Annotated in this window: 18 protein-coding genes; 1 reads left to right on the top strand and 17 read right to left on the bottom strand. The window is 71.9% G+C overall.

From position 1 onward, the window contains the following. The 12 genes from AC162C_RS02730 to AC162C_RS02675 all read right to left on the bottom strand — a co-directional run. The coding region (locus AC162C_RS02730; RefSeq protein WP_484096209.1) for an Rnase Y domain-containing protein at window positions 1-239 on the bottom strand (239 nt) is incomplete at its 3' end. Window positions 240-481: 242 nt separating this feature from the next. Then, the gene (locus AC162C_RS02725) at window positions 482-790 is read right to left on the bottom strand and encodes a RecX family transcriptional regulator (RefSeq protein WP_462973593.1); all 309 of its coding nucleotides are present in this window, start codon (window positions 788-790) and stop codon (window positions 482-484) included. 109 nt (window positions 791-899) lie between these two features. Beyond that, window positions 900-1967 carry a recombinase RecA gene (gene recA, locus AC162C_RS02720; protein WP_484096208.1) on the bottom strand — a complete coding sequence of 356 codons (1068 nt, stop codon included), beginning with the start codon at window positions 1965-1967 and terminating at the stop codon, window positions 900-902. After that, window positions 1954-2523, bottom strand: a complete 570-nt coding sequence (thpR, locus tag AC162C_RS02715) for an RNA 2',3'-cyclic phosphodiesterase (protein WP_484096207.1) — start codon at window positions 2521-2523, stop codon at window positions 1954-1956. The genes recA and thpR overlap by 14 nt, the downstream gene beginning before the upstream one ends. Next, window positions 2520-3794, bottom strand: a complete 1275-nt coding sequence (locus AC162C_RS02710) for a competence/damage-inducible protein A (RefSeq protein ID WP_484096206.1) — start codon at window positions 3792-3794, stop codon at window positions 2520-2522. The genes thpR and AC162C_RS02710 overlap by 4 nt, the downstream gene beginning before the upstream one ends. Further along, the gene (locus tag AC162C_RS02705; protein ID WP_484096205.1) at window positions 3791-4489 is read right to left on the bottom strand and encodes a helix-turn-helix domain-containing protein; all 699 of its coding nucleotides are present in this window, start codon (window positions 4487-4489) and stop codon (window positions 3791-3793) included. The genes AC162C_RS02710 and AC162C_RS02705 overlap by 4 nt, the downstream gene beginning before the upstream one ends. 84 nt (window positions 4490-4573) lie before the next feature. Further along, window positions 4574-4915 carry a hypothetical protein gene (locus AC162C_RS02700; RefSeq protein WP_484096204.1) on the bottom strand — a complete coding sequence of 114 codons (342 nt, stop codon included), beginning with the start codon at window positions 4913-4915 and terminating at the stop codon, window positions 4574-4576. Then, window positions 4912-6102, bottom strand: coding sequence for an ABC transporter permease (locus tag AC162C_RS02695; protein WP_484096203.1), 1191 nt, complete (start codon window positions 6100-6102; stop codon window positions 4912-4914). Before AC162C_RS02695 ends, AC162C_RS02700 begins: the two co-directional genes overlap by 4 nt. Beyond that, complete coding sequence (locus AC162C_RS02690; RefSeq protein ID WP_484096202.1) at window positions 6099-7334, bottom strand: ABC transporter permease; 1236 nt, start codon at window positions 7332-7334, stop codon at window positions 6099-6101. The genes AC162C_RS02695 and AC162C_RS02690 overlap by 4 nt, the downstream gene beginning before the upstream one ends. After that, window positions 7331-8860: an ABC transporter ATP-binding protein gene (locus tag AC162C_RS02685; protein WP_484096201.1), complete on the bottom strand. Its 1530-nt coding sequence runs from the start codon at window positions 8858-8860 to the stop codon at window positions 7331-7333. Before AC162C_RS02685 ends, AC162C_RS02690 begins: the two co-directional genes overlap by 4 nt. A gap of 94 nt (window positions 8861-8954) precedes the next feature. Then, window positions 8955-9989 (bottom strand): BMP family lipoprotein, encoded by a 1035-nt coding sequence (locus AC162C_RS02680; RefSeq protein WP_484096200.1) that lies wholly within the window; start codon window positions 9987-9989, stop codon window positions 8955-8957. 180 nt (window positions 9990-10169) lie between these two features. Further along, a complete protein-coding gene (locus AC162C_RS02675; RefSeq protein ID WP_484096199.1) occupies window positions 10170-12380 on the bottom strand; it encodes a DNA translocase FtsK in 2211 nt (736 codons plus the stop codon). Window positions 12381-12451: 71 nt separating this feature from the next. Here AC162C_RS02675 and crcB point away from each other — a divergent pair, with 71 nt between their 5' ends. Next, window positions 12452-12826 (top strand): fluoride efflux transporter CrcB, encoded by a 375-nt coding sequence (gene crcB / locus AC162C_RS02670; RefSeq protein WP_484096198.1) that lies wholly within the window; start codon window positions 12452-12454, stop codon window positions 12824-12826. Between the two features lie 46 nt (window positions 12827-12872). Here the strand turns inward: crcB and AC162C_RS02665 are convergent, their stop codons facing one another. The 5 genes from AC162C_RS02665 to AC162C_RS02645 all read right to left on the bottom strand — a co-directional run. After that, window positions 12873-13808 (bottom strand): nucleoside hydrolase, encoded by a 936-nt coding sequence (locus AC162C_RS02665; protein ID WP_484096197.1) that lies wholly within the window; start codon window positions 13806-13808, stop codon window positions 12873-12875. Between the two features lie 44 nt (window positions 13809-13852). Continuing rightward, window positions 13853-14671, bottom strand: coding sequence for a ribokinase (locus AC162C_RS02660; protein ID WP_484096196.1), 819 nt, complete (start codon window positions 14669-14671; stop codon window positions 13853-13855). 76 nt (window positions 14672-14747) lie between these two features. After that, window positions 14748-15287 carry a hypothetical protein gene (locus AC162C_RS02655; protein ID WP_462974782.1) on the bottom strand — a complete coding sequence of 180 codons (540 nt, stop codon included), beginning with the start codon at window positions 15285-15287 and terminating at the stop codon, window positions 14748-14750. Between the two features lies 1 nt (window position 15288). After that, entirely contained in the window at window positions 15289-16941 is a 1653-nt protein-coding gene (locus tag AC162C_RS02650) for a ribonuclease J (RefSeq protein WP_484096195.1), read from the bottom strand. 41 nt (window positions 16942-16982) lie between these two features. After that, a partial coding sequence (locus AC162C_RS02645; protein ID WP_484096194.1) for an ATP-binding protein occupies window positions 16983-19984 on the bottom strand: 3002 nt, incomplete at its 5' end.

Below are 19984 nucleotides of genomic sequence, written 5' to 3'. Positions count from 1 at the left end.
TCGACACGCCGCTCGTGCAGCTCGCGCTCGATATCGGCACGGAGCCGGACTGCCTCCTCCCGCGCCTCGACCTTGGCCTCGCGGCGCACCGCCTCGGCCTCGCGGTCGGCGTCCGCGAGCAGCGCGTCGCGACGTTCCTCGGCGGCACGAAGACGCGAGCCGCTCGCGGCACGCAGCCAGGCCACGCTGGCTCCTGCCCCGATGACGAGCCCTGCGACTGCCGCGATGACCGTGAGCATCCTTGCTCCCTCCGGGAGACTGAGTTGTCCGCGGCCGGCGGCCGCGGTGCTCACATCCGGCGCTCCGCCTGCACGGGCGGTCTCCGGGGCCGGGCTGCGCCGCGACTCCTAGGCGGGCAGGGCCTCCTCGGTGGTCGCCCGGACAACCCGTTCGTCCGAGCGGTTGGTGGTGTTCGCGGACTTCATGAGGACAACGGTTTCGGAAAGACGTTCTGTGCAGGGAATTGTCGGATGAAGCGCTCTCATCCTAGCTCCCATGCGGAGGCGTCCGCAACGATCGCCTCGATCACGTCCTCCGAGAACCCACGCGAGGCGAGCAGACGGACGGTCGACGCGCGGGCACCTCGCTGCGACACGATGCGGTCGGCACGCTGCCGCTCGGGCTCGAGCCCGGCGACGGCCGCCGACGCGATGTCCTCCGCCACCCCGTGCCGCTCGAGGTCGAGCTCGATCTTCCGGTCACCGGCGCCGCGCTCCGCCAGGGCTTCCGCCCGGCGGACCGCGAAGCGCGTGTCGTCGACGTAGCCGAGCGACCGTATGCGGTCGACCACGTCCGACCGTTCGGCCGGCGACGCACCGGCGCGGGCGAGAACGGCCTCGAGCGAGGCCGACGTGTGATCTCGGTGCCGGAGCGCTCGGAGCGCCCGCTCCATCACCTCGTCAGACGTCGGCGGTGACCTCCTCTTCGGGCACGGGCGTCGCGGTCGCGCCGTCCGCCACCGGGAGGAGGCGTGCGGACACGACCTGGTCGGGCCCGGCATCCGTCTGGATCGCCCCGAGGATGCCCTGGACGAGGTCAGGGTGCTCTGCGAGGAACGCGGTCGCGTTCTGACGGCCCTGGCCGAGCCGCTCATCCCCGTAGCTGAAGTACGAGCCGGACTTCGCGACCACGCTCCGGTCGAGCCCGACGTCGAGCACCGTCCCCTCCCAAGAGATGCCGGAGCCGTAGATGATGTCGAACTCCGCCTGCTTGAACGGCGGCGCGACCTTGTTCTTCACGACCTTCACCCGCACGCGGTTGCCGATCGCCTCCGCGCCCTCCTTCAGGGTCTCGATGCGCCGGATGTCGAGCCGCACGGACGAGTAGAACTTCAGTGCGCGACCGCCCGGCGTCGTCTCCGGCGAGCCGAACATGACTCCGATCTTCTCGCGCAGCTGGTTCGTGAAGACGGCGATCGTGTCGGTGCGGTTGAGCGTCCCGGCCAGCTTGCGCAGCGCCTGGCTCATGAGCCGTGCCTGGAGGCCGACATGGCTGTCGCCCATCTCCCCCTCGATCTCCGCCTTCGGCGTCAGCGCGGCTACCGAGTCGACCGCGACCACGTCGAGAGCGCCCGAGCGGATCAACAGCTCGGCGATCTCGAGGGCCTGCTCGCCGGTGTCGGGCTGCGAGACCAGGAGCTGGTCGATGTCGACGCCGATCCGGCGTGCGTAGGTGGGGTCCATCGAGTGCTCGGCGTCGATGAACGCACAAACGCCACCCCGACGCTGGGCCTCGGCGATGACGTGGTAGACGAGCGTGGTCTTCCCCGACGACTCGGGGCCGAAGATCTCCACGACCCGGCCGCGCGGCAACCCGCCGATCCCGAGCGCGAGGTCGAGCGAGAGCGAGCCCGTCGAGACGGCCCCGACCGAGACCTGCGCGGCGTCGCTCATGCGCATCACGGAGCCCTTGCCGAACTGCCGCTCGATCTGGCCGAGTGCGACGTCGAGCGCTTCATCGCGGTTCATCGATCGATCCTCCTAACGCCATCGATTCGAGCACCTCGTACCTGGCGCCGGCCGGGTGCAGGTGTGAAAGGTAAGCAGTCGCGTCGGACGGAACGAATGTTCCCGTCTCCGGCAGCGGCGGGTCGAGGCGCGGCCGCTCCCTGAACCGCAGCACCGTGACGTGGGGCAGCCACGGACGCTTCTCGCGCCGGTACACGCCAGACGCCTCGAGTCGGTCGTGGAGGTCGGCGGCGAGCCTCCGGGCGTCGCCACTCTCGTCGGAGAGCACCACCATCCCGACGCTCCGTGTCTCCCGCCACCGCACGGGAGCGAGCGGGAACGGGGCTGTGCGCGCCGACGCGCCACGGAGCGCCTCGAGGGCACGCGCGACGCCTTCCTCGGGCTGCCGGCCGAGGAACGCGAGCGTGACATGGAGGTGCTCGCGCACGACCCGGCGTCCGTCCCGCAGGTGGGCGGCGCCCCAGCGGTCGAGCTCGTCGAGCACGTCGTCGGGGAGACGGAGGGCGAGAAAGAGCCGGACGGTCTCATCGCGTCCGACGGTACCCGCCGAACTCATGCCTGATCGTGCTCGCTTCGTGCCAGGAGTCGCCGGACGAGGTGCAGGGCGGTGACGGCCGATCGCGACCGGATCCACGCGCGCTCCCCCGGGAGCTCGAACTGGAGACCGACCTCGTCGTCGGGAGAGACGGCGTGGAAGTGCACGAGCCCGACGGGCTTGTCGGCCGTCCCTCCACCGGGCCCTGCAATGCCGGTGACGGCTACGGCCACGTCCGCCCCGAGGCGGGCGCGCGCTCCCCGCGCCATGGCGGCGGCGACCTCTCCCGACACCGCACCGTGCTCGGCGAGCAGCTCCGTGGGGACGCCGAGCTCGTCGCGCTTCACCTCGTCCGCGTAGGCGACCACACCGCCGACGAAGACGTCGCTCGACCCGGGTACCTCTGTGAGGCGCGCCGCGACGAGGCCACCCGTGCAGGACTCGGCCGTGGCGAGCCGGAACCCCCGCTGTCGGCATGCCTCGAGGACGATCTCCTGCACGCTGCGCTCGTCCTCGGCGAAGAGGTACTCCCGCAGCGGGTCGCGCAGCCGTGCGGCCAGCTCCTCGACACGGCGCTGCGCACCCGCGTCCGCGACGAGGTCGACGTGGATCTCGAAGTCTCTCGCGCAGATCGTCGCCTCGACACCGTCGCCGTCTCCTCCCGCCTCCTCCAGCGCCCGTGCGACGGCCGACTCGCTGACGCCGTAGAAGCGCAGCACATGGCGGTCGGGCGGCCGCACGTCTGCGAGGACACGACGCATCGGCTCCGTGTCGAGCGCGAGCGGCCACAGGCGGCGCAACTCGGCCGGGGGCCCCGGCATCACGACGACGACGCACGACCCCGCCTCGACGACGAGGCCCGGCGCCGTGCCCGCCGGCCCCAGCGGCACGGCGCCGGTGGGGAGCGTCGCCTGCTTGCGAACCCCGGGGACGAAGTCGGCGTAGGGGCGCCGCAGCCGATCGGCGATCAGGCGGGAGACCTTCTCGATCCTCTGCTCGAGCGCGGGATCCAGCCGGAGGTCGAGGCCGGCGACCTTCGCCACGATCTCGACCGTGCGGTCGTCGTGCGTCGGCCCGAGCCCGCCCGACACGAGGCAGAGCTCGTTTTCGCCGATCGCCTCGCGCAGGACCGACTCCAGCTCGTCGGGCCCGTCGCCGACGACGGTGATCCGGGCCGGCTCCACCCCGAGGCCGAGCGCCTCTCGCGCGAAGAAGGGACCGTTGAGATCGTTTCGGTCGCCGCGCACGAGCTCGCTGCCCGTGACGACGATCGCCGCGCGCGGGCGACTCACCCGACCGAGGTCGCAGCGGCGATCATGAGCTCCCCGCTCGCCGAGAGCGGATAGCGGTTGCCGTTCACCTTCACGACGACGTTCTTCGGCTTCTTGACGGCGAGGTAGAGCGCCTTCCTGGTGAACGTCTGGGTCTGGCCGCGGTCGAGGGTGCCGCTGTAGAGCGGCGCGCCGCTCGGCGACCCGACCCTGACCTCGACGAAGCTCGGGCCCTTGGCCGCACGCACCTGGAGCGTGATCCGCTGCGCTCTCGTCGCGCTGGGCTGGGGCGTGCCCGTCGCGTTGACCCCCTGCACCTGGGGCGCGTCCGCCCCTCCGAAGCGCCATGCCGCGATCACGAGCGCGGTGGCGACGAGGATGCCCAGGAGCGCCAGGACGACGACCCGCGACTCCCGATTGCTCCGGCGGCGGTGCCTCGGCGGCGCGACCCGTCGCGTCTGCGTCGTGTAGTCCTCCTCCCCAGCGACGTGACGCGAGTTGTACTCGTCGACGTACATCCGGCCGTCGAGACCCAGCGCATCCGCGTAGACGCGCAGGAACCCCTTCGTGTACGTGTGCCCCGGGAGCTGCTCGAAGCGTTCCTCCTCGAGGAGGCGCAGGTACTTGGCACGCACCTTCGTCCGCGACTCCATGTCCTCGAAATCGAGGCCCTGGCGCGTCCGCGCCTCTCGCAGACTCGAGCCGATCTCGAACATCCGGCGGCGAAGTGTAGACGCCCTCGCCTGTTGTCGGGTTCGTCACCCTCCCCGCGACCGGAGGGGTACCCGTCCGGGGCTCCGTCAGTCGGTGCTGCCGATGTACTCGAGCAGCCCGTAGACGGCGACGGCGACGAGCGCGGCACCGGCGAGCCAGAGGCCCGCCAGCCCGAGCCCGTGCCCGACGCGTGCAGCGCCGAGGCCGCCGGCCCGGCCGAGGGTCGCCTCCGAGCGATGACGCGCGGCGCGGGCGAGGCGCAGGGCGATCACGCCGAGCGCGATACCCACCGGGATCGCGAATCCCGCGTGGAGGAGGTCGTACGACTCCGAGTAGCGGGTCGCGAAGACCGCGACCGGCAGCGTCAACGTCGACGCAAGGCCCGCGACCACGGACCACGTCGCACGGGGGTTACCGGCGGACGTCACTGCTTCTCGTACGGGCGACCGTCGGCGGCCGGTGGTGTCGAGCGGCCGATCACCCCGGCGACGGCGATGATCGTGAGCACGTACGGAAGCGCCTCGAACAGCACCGAGGCGGATGCCGAGTACTCACCGAGGCTGCGGGCGAGCGCGCTCGAGAAGCCGAACAGCAGGCACGCGATCGCCGTCGGGACCGGCCGCCAGTTGCCGAAGATCATCGCCGCGAGCGCGATGAACCCGCGGCCGGCGATCATGTTCTCGGTGAACGCGTTGACGAAGCCCAGCGCCAGGTAGGCACCACCGGCGGCGGCGAGCATGCCCGACAGCGTGACCGCGCCGTAGCGGATCGCGTACACGTTGATGCCGACCGTGTCGGCGGCACGGGGATGCTCGCCGACCGAGCGGATGCGGAGCCCGATCGGAGTCCGGAAGACGACGACCCACGTGAGCACGACCGCGAGCAGCGCCAGCCAGATCATCAGATCGAGATCGCCGACCCAGTCGAAGAGGAACGTGCCGAGGACGGGGACGTCGCGCAGGAACCCGAGGGAGATGTCCGGGATCGAGGAGAGCTCGCCCGGCGTCCCGGTCTCACCGTAGAGCTTGATGAAGAGGTAGCTCGTGATCCCGAGCGCGAGGAAGTTGATCGCGGTGCCGCTGACGATCTGGTCGGCGCGCAGGCTCACCGAGAAGAACGCGTGGACGAACGCGGTCAGGCCTCCCACGGCGACGCCGATCACGAGCCCGCCCGTCCAGTGGCCGGTGACGTCCGCCCCCCAGACGGCGAAGAACGCCCCCATCAGCATCATCCCCTCGAGGCCGATGTTGACGACACCCGAACGCTCGGAGAAGAGACCGCCGAGCGCTGCGAACATCAGCGGCGTCGCGAACCGCAGCATCGATGCGAGCAGCGCACCCCAGACGACCACCGCCTCGAGCTTCTCGATGCTCGACCGGGTCGCCAGGTAGCCGATCACGAGCCCGACCGAGCCGATCACGATCGCGTATCCGCCGACGCGCCGCTCGCCGCGGAACCAGGAGCCGAGCCCGATCGTGACCGAGACGAGGCCGATCACGATCGGCACGACGGGGCTGCGCAGGCTGATCGGCGGGATCGCGACGAACGCCGCCACGACGCCGAACGCCACGCCGGCCCACGCGAGCGTGCGCCAGCCGAGCAGCTGGCGGCTCACGTCGCCGCCTCCGCCGATTTGCCCTTCCGACGACGGAAGCGCCTCAGCGCGAGCAGGACGATCACGTCTGCGCCGACGAAGAGGATGATCAGGCCCTGGATCACGAGCGTGAGGCTCGTCGCCAGCTCGGGCTCGAACACCTCCGGGTCGAGGTTCCGCGTCGAGGTCCCCGTCGTGAGGCCCGCGAAGAGGAGCGCGGCGAGCGCGACGCCCACTGCCGTGTTCCGTCCCAGCAGCGCGACGGCGATCCCGATGAAGCCGATCGTCGCCCCCTGGAGGTCGGTGATGTCGAGCCGGAACTTCCAGCCGAGCACGTCCATCGCCCCGGCAAGCCCGGCGAACGCGCCCGAGATCGCCATCGCCAGGAAGTAGTTGCGGGCGACGCTGATCCCGCCGTAGCGGGCGGCCTCCGGGTTGTGCCCGACGGCCCGCACCTGGAAGCCGAGGGTCGTCCTGTTCAGCGTCAGCCAGTAGACGACGAGCGCGCCGAGGGCGACGAACAGGCCGACGTGGAGGCCCTGCAGCAGCGGGTGGCCCCAGAAGACGTGGAGTCGGGCCTTCTCCGCGATGTCGCTCGACACCGGCAGGGCCGGGTCGACGTCGGTCTGGAACGGGCCGTCGACACCGAAGAGGTACGAGCCCACCCAGATCACGATCCAGTTGAGCATGATCGTCGTGATCACCTCGTGGGCGCCGACCGTGCCCTTGAGGAACCCGGCGATCCCCGCGAGCATCGCGCCCGTCAGCGTCGCGACGACGACCGTGAGGAGGATCAGGACGATCCCCGGCATGTCCCACGCCTTCGTGAGCTCGCCGGCGACCAGCACCGAGACGATCGACCCGGCCAGGTACTGCCCGTTGCCGCCGATGTTGAACAACCCGCAGCGGAACGCGAACGCGACGGCGAGGCCCGTGAGCACGAGGGGGATCCACACGAGGAGCGTCTGCTGGAAGTTGTTCGCGGCGAGCATCCGCTCGTCCCCGGTGACCCACGGGAACAGCCAGTTCAGCCCGGACCCGTCGAAGATCGCCGCGTACGTCTCGAGCGTCTTGCCGACCGAGCCCGTGGTCGCGAACACCACGAGCCCGCTGAGGAAGAACGCGAGCACGACCGTGAGCAGCGGCGCCACGATCCCGCCGGCGCGCTGGAGCACGCCGTAGCGCTCCGCGAGCGACTCCTCACGCCGCTGCTCGTCGAGGAGCGGCGGCGGTGACCCCGAGGGCTCGGTCATGCAGCGTTCCTCGTACGGCCGCCCGTCATCGCCACGCCGAGCTCCTCCTCGCTCACGGTGGGCGCGAACTCGCCGACGATCTCGCCCTCGAACATGACGAGGATCCGATCCGCGAGCGAGAGGATCTCGTCGAGCTCGAGCGACACGAGGAGGACGGCACGCCCCTCGTCACGCTCCTCGATCAGGCGGCGGTGGACGAACTCGATCGCACCGACGTCGAGGCCGCGCGTGGGCTGCGCCGCGAGGAGCACGCTCGGGTCGCGGGCGATCTCGCGCGCGAGGATCACCTTCTGCTGGTTGCCGCCCGAGAGGGCGCTCGCGCGGGTCTGCGGGCTGCCGCCGCGGACGTCGAACTCCCGGATCAACCGTGCAGCCCTGTCGATGAGCCGCCGTGGGAACAGCCATCCGAACCGCGACGCCGGCGCCGACCGGAAGTCGTGGATCGCGATGTTCTCGGCGATCGTGAAGTCGAGCACGAGCCCTCGTCGCTGGCGATCCTCCGGAATGTGGCCGAGACCGGCGTCGTAGTGGTGGTGCGCGGAGACGGTGGTGACGTCCCTGCCGGCGACGACGACGCGCCCCTCTTCCGGGCGGCGGAGCCCGGTGAGGGCGTCGATCATCTCGGTCTGCCCGTTGCCGTCGACGCCTGCGATCCCGACGATCTCGCCTGCACGCACCTCGAAGCTGACGCTGCGCACCTTCTCGAGGCCGCGATCGTCGAGGACGCGGAGGCCTTCCACCTGGAGCAGGGGCTCCCGCGGCTGCGACTCGGACTTCTCGACCTCCAGGAGCACGTCCCGCCCGACCATCAGTCGCGCCAGGCCGTCCTCCGTCGCGCCGGCCGCCGGCAGTGTCTCCACGACCTTCCCGCGCCGGAGCACGGTGATCCGGTCGGCGATCTCCAGCACCTCGTTCAGCTTGTGGGTGATGAAGACGATCGCCTTGCCCTGCGCCGTGAGGCTCCGGATGATCTCGAACAGTTCCCGCGCCTCGAGGGGCGTCAGCACGGCCGTCGGCTCGTCGAGGACGAGGATCTCGGCACCGCGGTAGAGCGCCTTGAGGATCTCGACGCGCTGCTGCTGGCCGACGGTGATGTCCTCCACCTTGGCCCGTGGGTCGACCGCGAGCCCGTACCGCTCCGAGATCTCGCGCACACGTCGTTCCGCCTCACGTGTGTCGAGGAAGACCCCGGCCTGCTTCGGCTCGACGGCGAGCACGATGTTCTCGGCGACGGTCATCACGGGGATGAGCATGAAGTGCTGATGCACCATGCCGATGCCCCTGTCGATCGCCTCGCGCGGCGACGACATCCGCACGGGCTCGCCGTCGACGGCGATCTCGCCCGCATCCGGGCTGTAGAGGCCGTAGAGGACGTTCATCAGCGTCGACTTGCCCGCCCCGTTCTCGCCGAGGAGCGCGTGCACCTCGCCGTCGCGGAGATCGAAGTCGACGCCGTCGTTCGCGATGACGCCGGGGAAGACCTTCGTGATCCCGCGCAGCTCGAGGACGACCGGGGCGTCGGACATGCCGCGCGATTCTACTCGTGGTGGCCGAGGGCGGTGGAACCGTGCAGGCGAAGGGGCGGGCACGGAGCCCGCCCCTTCGCGATCGTGCAACGTCTCAGTTGACCGGCTTGAGCTTGATCAGGTCCTTGACCTTGATCTTGCCGAAAGCGATCGAGCGCTGGGCGCCCTTCGCCTTCGCGATGTCGGTCTTGTTCACCCGCGGGCTGATCTTGCCGAGGCCCACGCCACCGTTCTTCACCGTGAACAGGACGTCCGTCTGCTGAGCCAGCTTGCCCGCGCGGGCGAGGCCGGTCAGCGAGATCACGGCCCGGTCGACCTTCTTCAGGGCGCTGGTGAGCATGTGCGCCCCGAGGAAGGACTGATCGGCGTCCACGCCGATGCCCCAGACCTTCTTCTCCTTCGCCGCCGACAGCGCACCGAGGCCGCACTGGCCGGCGATCTGGAACACGACCTGCGAGCCCTTGGCGATCTGCCGCAGCGCCTGCTCCTTGCACTTCGCCTGATCGGAGAAGGTCGGGTCGTTGGCGAGGTTCCACAGCACCTTGACCTGCGGGTTGGCGCGCTTGGCGCCCTGGACGTAGCCGCTCGCGAACTTCAGGATCGGCGGCACGTTGTTGGCACCGACGGCGCTGATGATCTGCTTGCCGCCCTGGCGCTTCACCTGCAGCCCGGCGAGGAAGCCGACGAGGTATCCGGCCTCGTGCTCGGCGAACTGGATCCCGGTGTAGTTCTTCGGGTCGGACTCCAGCAGAAACTTCGTCACGTCGATCCCGGCGAAGTTGCGCGTCGGGAACGCGGGCGCGACGACGTTCAACGGCTCGAACATGAGGAAGCCGACGCCGAAGATGAGGTTGTACCCCTGCTGTGCCGCCGCCTGCAGGTTCGGCAGGCGATCGGCCGCGGTCTTCGTGACGAAGAGCCGCGTGTCGACGGGGATCGACGAGTTGTCCCACTTCTTCTCGACGACGAGCCGACCCTTGTTCGCCAGCTCGTTGAACCCCTTGTCCTGGATGCTTCCGATGTCGGTGACGACGGCCACCCTGAACGTCGCGGCCGACTTCGCCGATCCAACTGATGCGGCGACGAGCGCCGCGACGACCGTGAGCGCCGCAGCGGCGCCGATCGTCACTCTCCGTATTCTCACGTGCCCTCCTTGCGACATGGTTCGCCCTACCTAATAGATTCGACGCGATTCTCGGCTCCGAGTTGGCGAGCGTCAACCCGCTGCGTACCGAGTCGTCTGCGGGAGACTACTGATCGGCCTGACGGCGTGCGCGCGCCCCTGCTCCGACGGAGGCCCCGGGGGAGGTCAGTCGTGGCCGATCACGGAGGCGAGCTGGTGCTCCTCGAGCAGGACGCGGCGCGGCTTCGAGCCCTCGTAGCCGGAGATGATGCCGCGCCGCTCGAGCATGTCGATCAGGCGGCCGGCCCGCGTGTAGCCGACGCGGAGCCGCCGCTGGAGGAGCGACACGGACGCCGTCTGCGTCTGCACGACGACCTCGATCGCACGGTCGAGCAGCGGGTCCTCGTCGGGGTCGAAGTCGAGGTCGTCGTCGCCCGTCTCCTCGACCGGCGCGTCGGGCGCCTCGAGCAGGCTCTCGTCCAGCTCCTGCCCGCGCTGTGACCGGCACTGGTCGACGACGAGCGCGATCTCCTCCTCGGTCACGTATGCGCCCTGCACACGCTGCAGGCGCGACGTCCCGAGGGGCTTGAAGAGCATGTCCCCCTGGCCGAGCAGGCTCTCGGCGCCGGCGGTGTCGAGGATCACGCGCGAGTCGGTCTGGCTCGAGACGGCGAACGCGATCCGGGAGGGGACGTTGGCCTTGATCATGCCCGTGATCACGTCGACCGACGGCCGCTGCGTTGCGAGCACGAGGTGGATCCCGACTGCGCGCGACTTCTGGGCGAGCCGGATCACCGCGTCCTCCACCGCCTGCGGGGAGACCATCATCAGGTCGGCGAGCTCGTCGATCACGACGAGCAGGTACGGCAACGGGTCCTCCCCACGCGCCCGGAGCGCACGGTTCGCCTCCGGGAGGTTGCGCGCGCGCACGAGCGAGAGCCTCTCGTAGCGGCGCTCCATCTCGGCGACGACGTTCTGCAGCACCGCGGACGCCTCCTTGGGGCTCGACACGACCGGCGTCAGCAGGTGCGGGATCGACTCGTAGTGGTTGAGCTCGATGCGCTTCGGATCGACGAGGATCAGGCGCACCTCGTCCGGTGTCGCCCGCAGGAGGACCGAGGTGAGGATCGTGTTGATGCAGCCCGACTTCCCCGCGCCGGTCGTCCCGGCGATCAGCAGGTGCGGCATCCGGGCGAGGTCGGTCCAGACCGCGTTCCCGGAGATGTCCTTCCCGAGCCAGACGGCGACCGGGCTCGCACCCCCGGGGAGGTCGTCGAAGATGTCGCCGAGCGTCACGAGCTTCGGCGCGAGGTTCGGAACCTCGACGCCGACGGCCTGCTTGCCCGGTATCGGCGCGAGGATGCGGATCTCGGTCGTCGCGAGCGCGTACGAGAGGTCGTCCTTCAGCGCCGCGACCTTCGAGACCTTCGTCCCCGGCGCCAGCTGCAGCTCGTAGCGGACGACGCGCGGCCCGGCGATCGTCCCGACGATCACCGCCTCGATCCCGAAGTGGGCGAGCGTCTGGACGAGCGCCTCGGCGGTGCGCTCGCTCACCTCCTCGGCTTCTGCGCGCCCCGGCGGCGAGGTCTTGAGCAGCGACCGGTCGGGGAGCCGGTACTCGTCGTTCCGCGTCGTCTCGAACGTGAGGACGGAGACGTCGTCGAGCGTCGACTCCTCCGCACCGTCGTGGACGACGAGCGGAGCCGGCTCGACACTCGGCGGGGCGACGACGTCCGGGAAGGCCTGCACCCCGTCGACCGGCGGTGCGGCTGGCCGGATGGCGGGTGCCGGGCGGGCCGACGCCGAGGGAAGCTCCTCGGCCGACCGGTCGAGGAGCTCCAGGGAGCGACGGGCCGAGGCCCCCGCGCGCCGCATCACGCTCCCGGAGCGGCGGAGGAGCGCGCCGGCGGACGCCCCCGTGATCAGGAGCGACCCGGCGAGGAAGAGGGCGGCGCCGATGATCAGCGCACCGGTCTCCCCGACGAGGTAGGCGAGCCCGCCGCCGAGGCCGGTGCCGACGATCCCGCCCTGGTCCTTCCCGAGCGCGATCATCAGGCCCACTGCGCCCACTGCGAGCCCCGTCCGGAAGGGACGGACGTCGACGAGCGCGCTGCGCACGAGCATCAGGCCGCCGACCGCCACGAGCACCACGGGGAGCACGTGGACGGCGCCGCCGAGGAACTCGTGCAGCCAGCCGGCGATGTACTCCCCGACGCGGCCCCCGTCCCAGCCGAGCCACAGCACCGTCGCGAGGAGCAGGCCGAGCGCGGCCATCGCGAGCCCCCAGAGCTCCGCGTGGTGGTGCGACCGGGTGGTGGTGCTGCTGCGCGTCGCCGCACGACCACGCGGCGACGGACGCGGCCGGAGCCCCCGGCGCGGCTTGCGCTTCCTTGCCATGGACTTGCTCGTTCGTCGGCCGTACGTGCACTCCTGCGAGGCGCGCCGACGGCCGCCGTATGCTGGCCGCCGTGCCTCTCGTCGTGGTCGCGGTCGCCGTCGCCGGCGCGCTCGGCGCGCTCCTGCGCTGGGGTGTCGACGAGTGGCTCGAGGGGCACAGCGGGCTGTTCCCGTGGGGCATCTTCGTCGTGAACGTGAGCGGGGCGTTCCTCGTCGGCTTCCTCGTCACCTGGATGGAGCCGCGCTTCGAGGACGTGACGTGGCTGCGGACCGGGGTGCTCGTCGGGTTCCTCGGCGCCTACACGACCTTCTCGACCTTCTCGCTCGACACCTACCGCCTGCTCGACGCGGGGCACGTGGGCACTGCGCTCGCCAACGCGCTCGGGACGCTCGCGCTCGGCCTCGTCGCCGTCTGGGCCGGAATCCGCCTCGCCCAGGCCTGGTGAGGCGACGTGCCGGGGCCGGTTCCCGGCGTCCGGTGCCGCGCCGGCGCTACCGCTCGAGCGAGGCGATGCGCTCGACGAGCAGGTCGAAGAAGCGGTCGGCCTCGAGGCCGACGCCGACGTAGGCGTTCGGCCGGCGGTCGGTACGCGACCAGAGGTCGACGACGGTGCGGCCGCGGCACAGCTCCGAGTCGACCTCGACCTCGACGTTGCGGTGCACCGTCTCCACGAGCGCCCCGTCGACCACGTGCGCGACGGCCACCGCGTCGTGGATCGGCGCGCCCCCCCAGCCGTATGTGCGTCGGTGGTAGACGGTGAAGAAGTCCACGAGGTCGGCGACGAAGGCCCCGACCGAGCCGGTCGAGCGGATCCGTTCCTGGAGGGCCGGCGTCGTCACGGCACGGTGCGTGACGTCGAGCCCGATCATCGTCACGTCGAGCCCGCTGTGGAGCACGGCCTGCGCCGCCTCCGGGTCGGCCCACACGTTGAACTCGGCCGCGGGGGTCATGTTGCCCTCGGCGATCGCTCCCCCCATGAGCACGATGCGCTCGACGCCCTCCCCCCCGGTCCGTTCGAGGAGGCGGGCGACGTTCGTGAGCGGGCCGGTCGGCACGAGCGTCACGGGCTCGGACGATGTCGCCGCGGTGCGCGCCATGAACGTGACCGCGTCGTCCGCGACGGGCTCGCTGCCCGCTGCGGGCAGGACGGGCCCGTCGAGGCCGCTCTCTCCGTGGACGTGCGCGGCGACGACGAGCTCGCGGGACAGTGGACGGTCGGCACCGGCTGCCACCGGGACGTCGGTGCGCCCGACGAGCTCGAGCACGCGGAGGGCGTTCTCCGTCGTCTTCTCGAGCGTCTGGTTGCCGAACGTCGTCGTCACCCCGAGCAGGTCGAGCTCCGGGCTCGCGAGCGCGAGCAGCAGCGCGATCGCGTCGTCGTGCCCCGGATCGCAGTCGAGGATGATCGGCCTTCGGCCCGTGGCCACCCGGCCAGTATCGTCGACGCGGCGATCTCGGGCCTGCACGGCGCCTAGCCCGCGACGATCGCGTCGACCTCGGCCGCGGTGGGCAGCGAGGGCTGCGCGCCGGGCCGCGACGCGGCCAGCGCCCCCGCGGCACACGCCCGGCGGAGCGCGTCCTCGTGTGACCGGCCTTCGAGCAGCGAGACCACGAGGCAGGCCGTGAAGGCGTCGCCCGCCGCCGTGCCGTCGACCGCGTCGATCGCGGGCGGCGCTGCGCGGGCGACCTCCTCTCCGTCGTCGAGCAGGACCGCACCCTCGGCGCCGAGCGTGACGGCGACGAGGCCGTCACGCCGCGTGAGGGCGTCGAGCTCGTGCCGGTTGACGACGGTGAGGTCGGGGTCGACGGCGACGGGACGCGCGGGGGCGGCGTTGAGGCAGAAGAGCCCGGTACATCCCTCCCACGCGGAGGTCACGGCCTGGTCGGGGACCTCGAGCTGGCAGAGCACGGCGTCGTGGGCGGGGAGCTCCACCGTCGTGAGCGCAGCGTTGGCGCCGGGCACGACCGCGATCGTCGTCTCCCCGGCGCCGTCGACCTGGATCAGCGCCACGCCGGTGGGGTCGTCGACCGACGTCAGCCGCAGCGTCACCCGGGCGTCACGGAGCCCGCGGAGCGCCTCGTCTGCGAACGGGTCGCGGCCGACCGCCGCCACGAGCGTCACGTCGGCCCCGAGGCGTGCGCACGCGACCGCCTGGTTGGCGCCCTTGCCACCCGGGTGGCGGGCGAACGCCCCGCCGCCCACGGTCTCGCCGGGACGCGGGAGTCGGTCGACGCGAACGACGAGATCGAGGTTGACGGACCCGACGACGGTGATGCGGGGAGACGTCACCGCTCGATGATCGCAGTCCCGGACTCCCACGGCCGGCGGCCATGCGTCGGCACCGCCCGACGGCGACGCCGAGGCGTCAGGCGGCGAGCGCCCGGAGGTCGTCGACCGTGGAGCCGAACAGCGTGTCCCGGAGGTCGAAGAGCCCCGCCCAGAGCGTCGATGCGTCGAGCTCGGCCTCGACCCGTGAGGCGTCCTCGAGCCCCTGCAGCGCGCGGACGAGGATCGCGAGCTCGAGGTACACGGACGCGACGCGGTCGGGGCACGCATGAACGCCGGCCCGGTCGAGCACCGGCCGCCACTCGACGAGCTCTCCGGCCCCGGGCCCTCCGTACCACGAGCGTCCCTCGGCCTCGTCGGCCTCGAGCTGGATCAGGTAGCGGTCGAGCGGCCTCTCGAGCCCGGCGATCGCCGTCTCCGCGCGATCGGCGGCATGGCGCAGCGCGGCTTCGCGTGCCCCGGCCGTGGCGGGCACGGCGTCCCCTTTGCCCCAGCGCTCGAGCAACCGGCAGAAGGCGAGCGCGGCGGCCTCGCACGCCCGCAGCTGGGCCGTCAGCCGGGTCGCGGTCACCGGGTCACGGGCGTGGAGCTCGATGACGTTGGCCCAGCCGTCGCGCACGTCAGACCTCGATCACGACGGGCAGGATCATCGGTCGCCGGCGGGTGCGGTCGTAGACCACCTGCCCGATCGCGTCGTGGACGTGCTCCTGCAGGAGCTTGATCTCGGTCACGCCGTCGGCGGCGAGCCCGACGGCGACCCGCCCGGCCTCCTGCCGCAGCTCCTCGAGGAGCTCGGGATCGTCGACGAAGCCCCGCGCGATCAGCTCCGGCGGCGCGATCTCGCCACCGTCGGAGAGCGCGATCGTCGTCACGACGATGAGGACGCCGTCTTCGGCGAGGTGGCGACGGTCGCGGAGCGCCACGTCCTCGACGTCCCCGACGCCGAGCCCGTCGACGAAGGTGACGCCGGACTCGATCCGGCCGACGAGCCTCGGCCCGTGCGCCAGCGACAGCTCCACGACGGAGCCGTTCTCGGCGAGCACGATCCGCTCCTCCGGCACCCCCGCGTCGCGGGCGAGCCGTGCGTGGGCGGCGAGCATCCGGAACTCGCCGTGGATCGGCATCACGGAGCGCGGGCGGAGCAGGGAGAGCAGCGTCCGCAGCTCCTCCTGGCATGCGTGCCCTGAGACGTGCACGGGCGCGATCTCCTCGTGGAGCACCTCCGCTCCGCGCTTCGAGAGGTTGTTGATCGCGTCGTGGACGCGGAGCTCGTTCCCCGGGACCGGCTTCGCCGAGATGATCACGGTGTCGCCCGGGGCGACGCTGACGCTCGGATGGTCGTCGTAGGCGATCCGGGTGAGCGCCGACATCGGCTCGCCCTGGCTCCCGGTGCAGATGATCAGCGCCTGCTGCGGCGGCAGCTCCATCGCGTCCTGGGGCTTGACGACCACGTGCTCGGGGACGTCGAGGTACCCGAGGTTGCGGGCGATCCCGAGGTTCCGGCGCATCGAGCGGCCGACGACGGCGACCTTGCGGCCGGTGTGCGCCGCGACCGTGGCCGCCTGCTGCATGCGGTGGATGTTCGACGCGAAGGAGGCGACGAGCACCCGGCCGCGGCGGAGCGGGATGATCTGCTCGAATGCGTCGCCGACGAGCCGCTCCGACCCCGTCATGCCCGGGCGCTCCGCGTTCGTCGAGTCGCCGAGGAGGAGGTCGACGCCGCGGTTCCCGATCTCGGCGAGCTTGCCGACGTCGGTCTTGAGGCCGTCGACGGGCGTGTGGTCGAGCTTCCAGTCGCCGGTGTGCACGACCCTGCCGGCCGGTGTCTCGAGCACGATCGCGACCGCGTCGGGGATCGAGTGGGCCATGCGCACGAGCTCGACCCGGAACGGCCCGAGCTCGAGCGGCGGCGCGTCGGGGTCGGCCTCGACGAGCCGTGTCGCAGCGGTGACGCCGTGCTCGTCGAGCTTCGACTTCACGAGCCCGAGCGTGAGGCGGGTCGCGATCACCTCGTCGACGCTCACGTCCCGGAGCACGTACGGCAGCGCGCCGACGTGGTCCTCGTGCCCGTGCGTGAGGATCACCGCGCGGACTGGCCGGTCGTAGAGGTACGCGAAGTCCGGGAGCACGAGGTCGACACCGAGGTGCTCGTCGCGCGGGAAGGCGAGCCCCGTGTCGACGACGATCACCGTCTCGCCGAGCTCGTACACGGTCATGTTCTTGCCGACCTCGCCGAGGCCGCCGAGCGGGATGATCCGGAGCGTGTCGCTCATCGGGACGGAGTGTAGTGACGCCGTCCGGCGGTCTCGGTCGCCTAGGCGCCGGCCCTCAGCGCTCGGGCGAGGAGCGCGTCGCACTCCTCGACGCGCGGGCGGGCGCCCATCTCCGCGAACAGCGCCCTGGCGTCGCGCACGACGGGCTCGGCGCCGCGGTCACCGAGCGCGACGAGACAGCGGCCCCGCCCCTGCAGCGCGTACGCCTGCTCGAGCGTGGCGCCGAAGCCCTCCCAGCGGGTCGCGGCCTCCGCGAAGAGCTCCGCCGCCTCGCGCAGCTCGCCGCGCGCCTCCGCGAGCAGGGCTTCCGCGGCGACGGACGCGTGCTCGTGCAGCGGCATCCCCGCTTCGCCGACGCCGTCGACCAGCCGCGCCGCCACCGACAGGTCATCGACGGCCACTGCGCACCGCACGAGCGCCGGGAGGCGGCCCGCGAGCTCCTCGTTGACCGGCCCGGCCGGGCGCTCGGCCACCTCGGCGAGGAGGTCACGCGCGGCACGCGGGTCGCCGCCGCCGATGGCGGATGAGACAGCCGGCGCACAGGCGATGACCAGACCGAGCCAGTGGTCGAGCCAGCGCGCTTGTGCGAGGGCACGGGCGGCGGCCGAGGACGCGGCTGCGGAATCGCCGCGCTCGTCGTGGGCGCGCGCCGCAGCGGCGTGGAGCTCGATGACGGCCGGCTCGCTCATCGCCTCTTCGAGGTGCGAGAGGGCTGCGTATCGCTCGAGGGCGTCGTGGAGCCGACCGACGTCGACGAGGCGCTCCAGCGCCGACGCCCCGGACGACGACCCGATCTCGACGAGCCCGCGCTGCGCTGCGAACCGCTCGGCGTCCTCGAAGGTGGCGAGCGCCGCGGCCGGGCCCTCGAAGATCCAGACGTTGACGGCCTCGTTGTGGTGGACGACGGCTGCATCTCGGCCGAGCCCGCGCTCGACGAGCAGGTGTCGCGCCCTCCTCATCTCGTCGAGCGCCCGGCGGTCGCCCGTGTTGGCGAGGGCGGCGCCGTGGAAGCCGAGCGCCCGCGCGGGTGTCTCGAGCCGGAGCTCGGCGGCCAGCGCGAGCGCCCGTGCGGACAACGCCAGGCAGTCCTCGAACTCACCGCGAACCAGGTGCACCCCGGCGCACTGCGTGTAGGCGGCGACGAGCCCCGGCCCCGGAGGCTCGCTCTCGAGCAGGGCGATCGCTTCCGACAGCGACGTATCGCCAAACCCGGGCGATGCGTTGTTTTGGAGCGTCAAGGCCTCCCCCGTCCGCACGACATCGCGTCGGGCGCGGAAGATCGCAGCCGCCTGCGCGGACGCCTCGACGGCGTCGCTCGCCCTTCCGACCTGGAAGGCCGCGTAGGCGAAGCGCAGCAGGACGGCCGGGTACTCGTCGTCGTCGACCGCGGTCAGCTGCACCGCGTGCTCGAGGAGCTCGAGCGCGCGCGCCGCGTCGAGCCCGAGCGCCCGCTCACCGGCGAGCAGCGCATACCGCCGCGCGCGCGGAGCGACGTTGCCGGCCAGCTCTGCGTTTCCGGTCGCCTGGGCGAGGGAGATCGCCTCCGTCGTGTGGTGGGCGAGCACGTCGGCCAGGTCCTCGACGCGGTCGCCCGCGCGGAGCTCGATCCACTCCGCCGCCGCCACGTGCTTCGCCGCCCGTTGCGCGCGGGGGATCTGCCCGTACGCGACGTCCCGGACGAGGACGTGCCAGAAGCCGACCTCCTGCTCGCCCTCCATCGAGGACTGTCGCGACGGTCGCACGAGCTCCTTCCGCGCGAGCTCGTGCAGCACGCGTTCGACCTCGGCTGTGTCGCGACCGCCGATCACGGCGACCGCCCCCGCCCAGAAGACCTTCCCGACGACGGCCGCATCCTGCAGGAGCGCCTTCGACTCGGGCGGCAGGGTGTCCAGCCGGGCGGCGATCAGCGCCTGGAGCGAGTCGGGGAACGGCACGTCGCTGCCCGCGCGGAACGCGCCCCGCTGGTCGAGCAGGTCACGGTCGCGGAGCATGCGGACGAACTCCTCCGCATAGAGCGGGTTGCCTCCGGCCCGCACGAGGATCGCCTGCTGCGTCTCGGCGGGAAGCACCGCCCGGTCGAGCAGCACGGCGACGAGCTCTGCCGTCTCCGCCTCCGAGAGCGGCGAGAGGCCGATCGTGAGGGCATTGCGAAGCCCTGCGCCCCACGTCGGACGCCGCTCGAGCAGCTCGGGGCGGGCGGTGCAGACGACGAGCAGCGGCACCCCGTGCGCCCAGTCCGCGACGTGCTCCACGAAGTCGAACAGCGCCTCGTCGGCCCAGTGCACGTCCTCGACCACGATCACCGCCGGCTCGTGCTCGGCGATCGACTCCAGGAAGCGACGCCACGCCGTGAACGACTCGTCGCGGCCGGCGGTCGCGCCCGGGTCGACGCCCACGAGCGGGAGCAGGCGCGCCATGAGCCACGCCTCCTCGGCGACGTCGGGGATCACGTCCTCGAGCTTCCGCGCCGCCTCCTGCGGCGAGTCCGAGCCGTAGATCCCGGCGTGTGCCTTGACGATCTCGCCGAGCGCCCAGAACGCGATGCCGTCCCCGTAGGGCAGGCACCGGCCCTGACGCCAGCGCACGAGCTCCGGGAGCGCGTCGACGTGGGCCCCGAGCTCGGCGACGAGCCGGCTCTTCCCGACCCCGGGCTCGCCGACGACCGTGACCAGCTGGGTCGACCGCTCATGCACGGCCCTCTCGAACGCGGTGCGCAGCTGGAGGAAGTCGAGCTCACGACCGATCAGCGGCGTCGAGAGGCTGCGGATCACGTCGGAGCCGAAGCGGGCCCGGGCGGCCAGCGGCTGCCAGAGCGGCACCGGCTCGGCCTTCCCCTTCAGCTCGACCGCGGGCAACTCGCGCCACTCGAACACGGGCTCGGTCGCACGGTGCGTTCCCTCTCCGACGGCGATCCCTTCCACCGGTGCGGCCGACTGGATCCGCGACGCGGTGTTGACGACGTCGCCGGTGACGAATCCCTCGCCCTGCTCGGGGCGGGCGTCGAGCACGACGAGGGCCTCGCCCGTGTTGACGCCGATCCGGA

Source organism: Gaiella sp. (assembly GCF_057140465.1).
This window is presented reverse-complemented; position numbering and strand designations above follow the sequence as displayed.